This is a genomic window from Nocardia cyriacigeorgica NBRC 100375 (genome assembly GCF_000308555.1).
GTDB classification, from domain to species: Bacteria; Actinomycetota; Actinomycetes; order Mycobacteriales; family Mycobacteriaceae; genus Nocardia; species Nocardia cyriacigeorgica.
This window is the reverse complement of record NZ_BAFY01000178.1, coordinates 40,461-46,862: the sequence shown is the minus strand read 5'-3', so window position 1 is coordinate 46,862 and position 6,402 is coordinate 40,461. Positions and strand designations below refer to the sequence as shown.

Genomic DNA, 6,402 nt, shown 5'->3' with positions numbered 1-6,402 from the left:
ATTGCCGCTCCTCGTCGAGGCTGCCGATCTCCTCACCCTGGAACCGGATCGAGCCGGAGTCGGGGCTGTCGAGCGCGCCGAGCAGATGCAGCAGGGTGCTCTTGCCCGAACCGGACGGGCCGATGATCGAGGTGAACTCGCCCGCCGCGATGTCGAGGCTGATCCCGTCGAGGGCGCGTACCACCTGGTCGCCGACCAGATACTCCTTGTTGACGTTCGACAGTTCCAGCACGGCTGGTTGCGTCATCGCGTTCCCCGCCCTCTCTCTAGCGTGTATATCGTTGGGTAGGCGCGTGTTCGGATACGCCTCCGGGATCGGCCGGTGCGACGCTACCGTGCCATCGCCTCGGACGCGCTCGGGTGGCGCCGATTCGGGCCGTCGAGCAGGGCGTGGAGTTCGGGCTGTTGCGCGCACAGTTCGAGGTAGGCCTCCAGCTCGGGCCTGCCCTGCTCGTAGGCCTCGTCCAGCTTGGCTTCCAGGTGCAGGTTCCACCGGTTGCGCAGAGCCAGCAGCAAGCCCTCCCGCCCGCCGAAGAGGCGGTCGAGGTCGGGCAGGCCGTCGAAGAGGTCGGGGCGGTGCGGATCGGTCGCCGCACGAGCGAGCACGGTGTGCATGATGTCGATGCGGGTGTGCTGGTCTTCCCAGGTCATGGCTTCTGGCCTTTCGTGAGCTGGGCCTTCGGGTTTGGGTGCGGATCCACGCCACTCGAGTGCGTGGAATTCACGCTACAAACGCGGCGACCGCCTTGTCGTCGTGCCAGGGACGCGAATCCTTCTCCTACCGTGGGTGGAGGCGTGGCCCGTTTCCGGGACGATGTGCCCGGGCCGGCCGGGCGAATATCCTGACAGGATGAGTGCGAGCAGCGTCACACCCGAGCCGGGGTTCGTCGGCCCGGTGGCGCCGTTCCGGGAGAGCGGGCGCATCCGCGACCGGATCGCTGCCTTCGTGCGCCATCCGCGAGCGGAGTTCCGGCGCAACCTCGACGAGCTGCCGTTCGACTACCCGCCCGCGGTGGTCATCATCGCCGACCTGGCATTCCTGCTCACCGGCATCGCCGCGACCATCCAGCGGCACGAATACTTCCCGTCGGCGCTGCCATTGCTGGCGCTGGTGCTGCTGTTCATCTCGCTGCCGTTGTTCGCATTCCTCGGCGTGGTCCCCACACCGGCGCAACTGATGATCACCTCGCTGTCCGCCACGGCGATCTACCTCGCCCAACCCGTCGCCGCCGATTTCGCGCCATTCGTGCTGGTCATCGCGGCCGGCGAGGTGGCGGCCATCTCCACCAAGCGGGTCAGCGTGCCGTTCGTGGTGGTCTCGATCGGCATACTCGTGGCCTTCGACAGCTTCGGCAAACTGCCCTGGCTCGAGAGTACGGTGCCCTTCGAGGGGATGCCGATGTACGCGCTGGGGGTGGTGCTCGGCTGGATGGTCGGCGTGATGCTGCAATCCCAGCGCCGGTTTCTCTATCAGGAACGCGAATACCAGGGCATCCGCGCTGCCCAGGCGGCCGCCGAGGAACGCAGGCGCATCGCCCGCGAGGTGCACGACGTCATCGCGCATTCGCTCAGCGTCACCCTGCTGCATCTCACCGCCGCACGGCACTCGCTACAAACCGACCGCGACGTGGACGAGGCCGTCGACGCGTTGACCGACGCCGAACGCCTCGGCCGGCAGGCGATGGCCGATATCCGCCGTACCGTCGGGCTGCTGGACGGTCCGTCCAAACATCTGGCCGAACCGAGCGCCGAGGACATCGCCGCGCTGATCGATGATTTCGCACGGGCCGGGCTGTCCATCGACGCCGAGATCACCGGCGACCTCGACTCGGTCTCCGCCGCCGTCGGCCTCGCGCTCTACCGCATCGGCCAGGAGTCGCTGGCCAATATCGCCAAACACGCGCCGGGCGCGGACGTGCGTTTCCGGCTGACGGTCGACCCGGCGACCGTCACCCTGGTCGTCGCCAACACCTTGCCCGCGGGCGCGCTCACCGTCGGGACAGGAATGGGGTTGACCGGGATGCGCCATCGAGCCGAACTGCTCGGCGGCCGGATGACCGCGGGTCCGGACGACGACGGCTGGTCGGTCGAGGCGCGATTTCCGCACGTCCCGCCACGCACGAGCGCGCTCTGCGGATGGCTGACCGGCGGGCTTCCGGTCACCCTTGGGTCGAAGGGGCCGCGCGACCATGATGTGGCCTTCGGGCGCAGTGGGCCGATCAGACAGGAGAACATGTGACCACAGCGGCAACGGAGACCACGATCGCGGTACTCGTGGTCGACGATCAGGAGTTGGTGCGCGGCGGACTACGCCGGATCCTGCGCCGCCGCGACGGTTTCGTCATCGCCGAATGCGCCGACGGCGACGAGGTCGTGCCCGTCATCTCGGCCGCACGCCCCGACGTCATCCTGATGGATCTGCGGATGAAACGGGTCGGCGGCATCGAGGCCACCCGGCTGGTGCGCATGCGCGCCGACGCGCCGCCGGTGCTCGTGCTCACCACCTTCGACGACGATCAACTGCTGTCCGGGGCGTTGCGCGCGGGCGCGGCCGGATTCATTCTCAAGGACTCCCCGGCCGAAGATCTCATCCGCGCCGTGCGCACCGTGGCCGGCGGCGGCGCCTGGCTCGACCCCGCGGTGACCGGCCGGGTGCTGTCGGCCTATCGCACGGTGCGCCCGGCGACGCCGACCGATGCCAGGCTCGCCGAGCTGACCGCCCGCGAGTACGAAGTTCTCGAGCTCATCGGCCGCGGTCGGGTGAACTCCGAGATCGCGCGTGAGCTCGGCATCTCGGAGGTCACCGTGAAAAGCCATGTCGGACACATCTTCGGCAAGCTGGATCTGCGTGACCGGGCCGCCGCGATCGTGTTCGCGTTTGACCACGGGGTGGTCTCACCAGGACAATCCACTGTTTGACGGGCAGGTTCGGCGTCCATGACCGCACGGTCGCAGCGACCGCCGGCGCCCGGGAGTGGAGGATAGACGCCGGTGGTGGCACCTGGGTCCGACGTGGGAAAACGGTTCGGGCCGTACGAGTTGCGGTCGTTGCTGGGCAAAGGGGGAATGGGTGAGGTCTACGAGGCCTACGACACGGTCAAGGACCGGGTAGTCGCGCTCAAACTGCTCTCCGACGAACTGGCCCAGGACCCGGAGTATCAGGTCCGGTTCCGCCGCGAATCCCAGGCCGCGGCGCGGCTGGCCGAACCGCACATCATCCCCATTCACGACTGGGGCGTGATCGACGGCAGGCTGTTCATCGACATGCGGCTGGTGCCGGGCTCGGATCTGCGCACGATCCTGCAGACCAGCGGCGCGCTGAGCCCGCACCGCGCGGTGTCCGTCATCGAGCAGATCGCCGCCGCCCTGGACGCCGCGCACGCCGACGGACTCGTGCACCGCGACGTCAAACCTGCCAACATCCTGGTCACCGAGGCCGGCTTCGCCTACCTCGCCGATTTCGGCATCGCCCACACCGAAGGCGACAGCGCCATCACCATGGTCGGTGTCGCCATCGGTTCCTACACCTACATGGCGCCGGAACGATTCGACATCGGCCCCGTCACCAGCCGCGCTGACATCTATTCGCTGGCCTGCGTGCTGCACGAATGCCTCACCGGCGCCTCACCCTTCCCCGCGGCCAGCATGAGCGTGCTGATCCGATCGCATCTGGCCGAACCGCCGCCGCGTCCGAGCGTGCAACGCCCCGGGGTGCCCGCCGCACTGGACGCGGTGATCGCGCGCGGCATGGCCAAAGATCCGAACGACAGGTTCCCCACCGCGGCCGAACTCGCCCGCGCCGCCAGGGCCGCTCTGCCTGCCGCCGCCGGCGCCCCTGCGGCCGGGTCCGCGCCCGCGACCGGTGGTTTCGCGCGTCTGGTTGTGCGCCCGCCGGACCCGTCGCGAACCGGTGAGCTGAGCGCGGTGGCGCCGGAGTCGACCGGTGAAGTGTCGTTGCCCGTCATCCGCCCGAGCAGGCCGACCGAGGTGAGCCCGACCGAAACCCAGTTCACCCTGCCGACCCAGGAGATCGCGACGGCGCCGGGAACCGGCCCGGTGCCGCAGGTCCGCCCGTTCCCCGACGCGCACCTGTACGAGGGCGCGCAACTGCATCCCGCGGTCGATCCCGCCGCGCGGCCCGATGTGAGCGGCTATGCGAGCGCGGGCGCGCCCACCCTGCTCGGTGGGATCGCCGCCTCGGCGTCCACCGGCGCCGGAGCCGGCGACGAGCCGGGCCCCGCAGCGCGCGGTCGCGGCGGTGATGCCCCGTATCCACCCGGTGAGACGACCCGCGTCTACGGCACCGCCGAATCGGCGCCCACCGTCCGCCATCCCGGCGCCGGCGGCGACTACCGCGCCGAACCCGATCGCGGCGGTTACCCGGCAGATCGGGAAACCCGGATCTACGGCGCAGCTGGTCTCGGTGCGGGCCAGGACGACGATCACCCTGCCGACCACCGGCCGGCCGACGGCTATCCCGCCGATCAGGAAACCCGAATCTACGGCGCCCCGGTAGAACCGGCGCCCGCCCCCACTCCCGGCTATGGGTCGTCACCGGGCCACCCCCAGCCCGCCGGTTACGGCGCGCCTCCGCCTCCGTCGTACGGCGAGCCCGCCGGATACGGGACCCCCGATCGACGTGCCGGCGGCGGCTACGGCGAGGAATACGCCGCCGATCAGGGTGGCTACCCGCCCGGTGGCTACCCGCCCGCCGGACCGGCCGGATACCAGCCCGATCCCTACGCACACGATCCCTACGCGCACGACCCGTATGCACCACAGGGCCGCCGCCGTTCGGTCGTGCTGCCGATCGTGATCGGTGTGCTGGTGGTCGCCGTCATCGCCATCGGCGCCGTGGTCGGCCTGCAGATGTTCGGCTCCGATGACTCCGAGTCGACCACCGCGCAGACCACCGCCGCGGCGCCCACGTCCGCGGCGGCGCGCACCGGCGGCGCCACCGGCTCGGCCAGGACCTCGACCACCTCGGCCCGGCCGACGCCGATCGCGCTGCCACCGGGTGCCCGGCCGTGTGGCCCGCCGGCGACGGTCGCCTTCGCCAACGCCGCGGCCGGGACCACGGTGACCAGCTGCGAGTTCGCCGAGGAGGTCCGCAAGGCCTACGCCGCGGCGGCCGGCGGTGGTCGCGGTAGCGCGCCCGCGTCGGTCGTCGCCGCCAGCCCCATCACCGGCCGGACCTACACCATGAGCTGCTCCGAGCAGGATCGGCTCGTCACTTGCACCGGCGGCGACAACGCCGTGGTGTACGTGTACTGAGGTCAAGCGAATCCGGTCGATTGTCCAGTAGTCGCGTCGACGAGATCGGTTGTGCGTAACCGGGTTCGGTCGCGAGGCATCGGGTATTCTCGGCGCCCCGGGCCGTTGCCGCAGCAACGCAACAGGCGGCCGGGGCGCCGAACGAGTACGGTTTCCGGATGCTGCGCCGACGCCGAGACCGGGGGGAGACCGCAACCAGAATGTGTCGAAACATGCCAACTGAACAAGCGGGGCGCTTCCCGAAGATCCGACAGCAGGCGGCCGTGGTCGTCGCCGTGCTGACGGCGCTACTGGTGGTGTCGTGCGGCAGCGAGGCCGAGCCCGCGGCCCCGTCCATGCCGAGTGTCACCGAGGCCGCGGCAAAGGCCGAGCACGAGGGTCTCTCGATCGTCGTCCCCGGCACGCTGGCCGCCGATATCGCCGAGCTGAGCAAGAATCAGCAGGGACGGCTCGGCCTCGCGATCATGCCGGTCGGCGGGGAAAAGCTGGTGACCTTCGGTGATTGGGCCACCGGCCCGGCCTGGTCGACGATGAAGGTGCCGTTGGCCATTGCCGCGCTGCGCAAGAGCCAGGGCAGCCCGTCGTATTCGACGACCGCCGCCATCACCGCCTCCGACAACTCCGCCGCCGACGCGCTGTGGCAGTCGCTCGGCACCCCGCAGGAGGCGGCGCAGGCCGTGCAATCGGTCTTGCGCGAGGGCGGTGACGCGGTGACCACCGTTCCCGCCACCAAGGCCAGGGCGGAGTTCTCGGCCTTCGGTCAGGCCGAATGGGCGCTGGCCGATCAGGTGCGCTTCGCCTCGCGGCTGCCGTGCCTGCCGGACTCGGCGGAGGTCGTCGCCCTGATGGGGCAGATCATTCCGAATCACCAGTGGGGGCTTGGTTCGGTGTTCGAGACCGCCGATTTCAAGGGCGGCTGGGGTCCCGATTCCGAAGGCGCCTATCTGGTGCGTCAATTCGGCCTGGTCCCGGCGGCGGGCGGGCAGATCGCGGTCGCGTTCGCCGCTCAGCCGGCCTCGGGCAACTTCTCCGACGGAATGACCATGCTGAACAAGATGGCGACGTTGATCTCGCAGCATCTGCGCGAACTCAGCGGCGGGCAGTGTCCGTCCTGAGTCTCGCGGTCAC

6 protein-coding genes are annotated in these 6,402 nt (G+C 70.0%); 4 read left to right on the top strand and 2 right to left on the bottom strand.

Features of this window, described 5'->3' with window-relative positions; genetic code table 11:
* A partial coding sequence (locus tag RJ05_RS17420; RefSeq protein ID WP_036538511.1) for an ATP-binding cassette domain-containing protein occupies positions 1–247 on the bottom strand: 247 nt, incomplete at its 3' end.
* Between the two features lie 83 nt (positions 248–330).
* Entirely contained in the window at positions 331–651 is a 321-nt protein-coding gene (locus RJ05_RS17415) for a hypothetical protein (protein ID WP_036538510.1), read from the bottom strand.
* A gap of 199 nt (positions 652–850) precedes the next feature.
* On the opposite strand from RJ05_RS17415, the gene RJ05_RS17410 reads away from it, so the two are divergent.
* The 4 genes from RJ05_RS17410 to RJ05_RS17390 all read left to right on the top strand — a co-directional run bounded on the left by RJ05_RS17410 (position 851) and on the right by RJ05_RS17390 (position 6,389).
* On the top strand, positions 851–2,239 hold the full coding sequence (locus RJ05_RS17410; protein ID WP_051016662.1) for a sensor histidine kinase: 1,389 nt from the start codon (positions 851–853) through the stop codon (positions 2,237–2,239).
* Positions 2,236–2,919, top strand: a complete 684-nt coding sequence (locus RJ05_RS17405) for a response regulator (protein ID WP_036538509.1) — start codon at positions 2,236–2,238, stop codon at positions 2,917–2,919. Before RJ05_RS17410 ends, RJ05_RS17405 begins: the two co-directional genes overlap by 4 nt.
* Before the next feature lie 72 nt (positions 2,920–2,991).
* Entirely contained in the window at positions 2,992–5,274 is a 2,283-nt protein-coding gene (locus RJ05_RS31950; RefSeq protein ID WP_373365066.1) for a serine/threonine-protein kinase, read from the top strand.
* A gap of 212 nt (positions 5,275–5,486) precedes the next feature.
* On the top strand, positions 5,487–6,389 hold the full coding sequence (locus RJ05_RS17390; RefSeq protein ID WP_228828914.1) for a serine hydrolase: 903 nt from the start codon (positions 5,487–5,489) through the stop codon (positions 6,387–6,389).
* Positions 6,390–6,402: the final 13 nt, after the last annotated feature.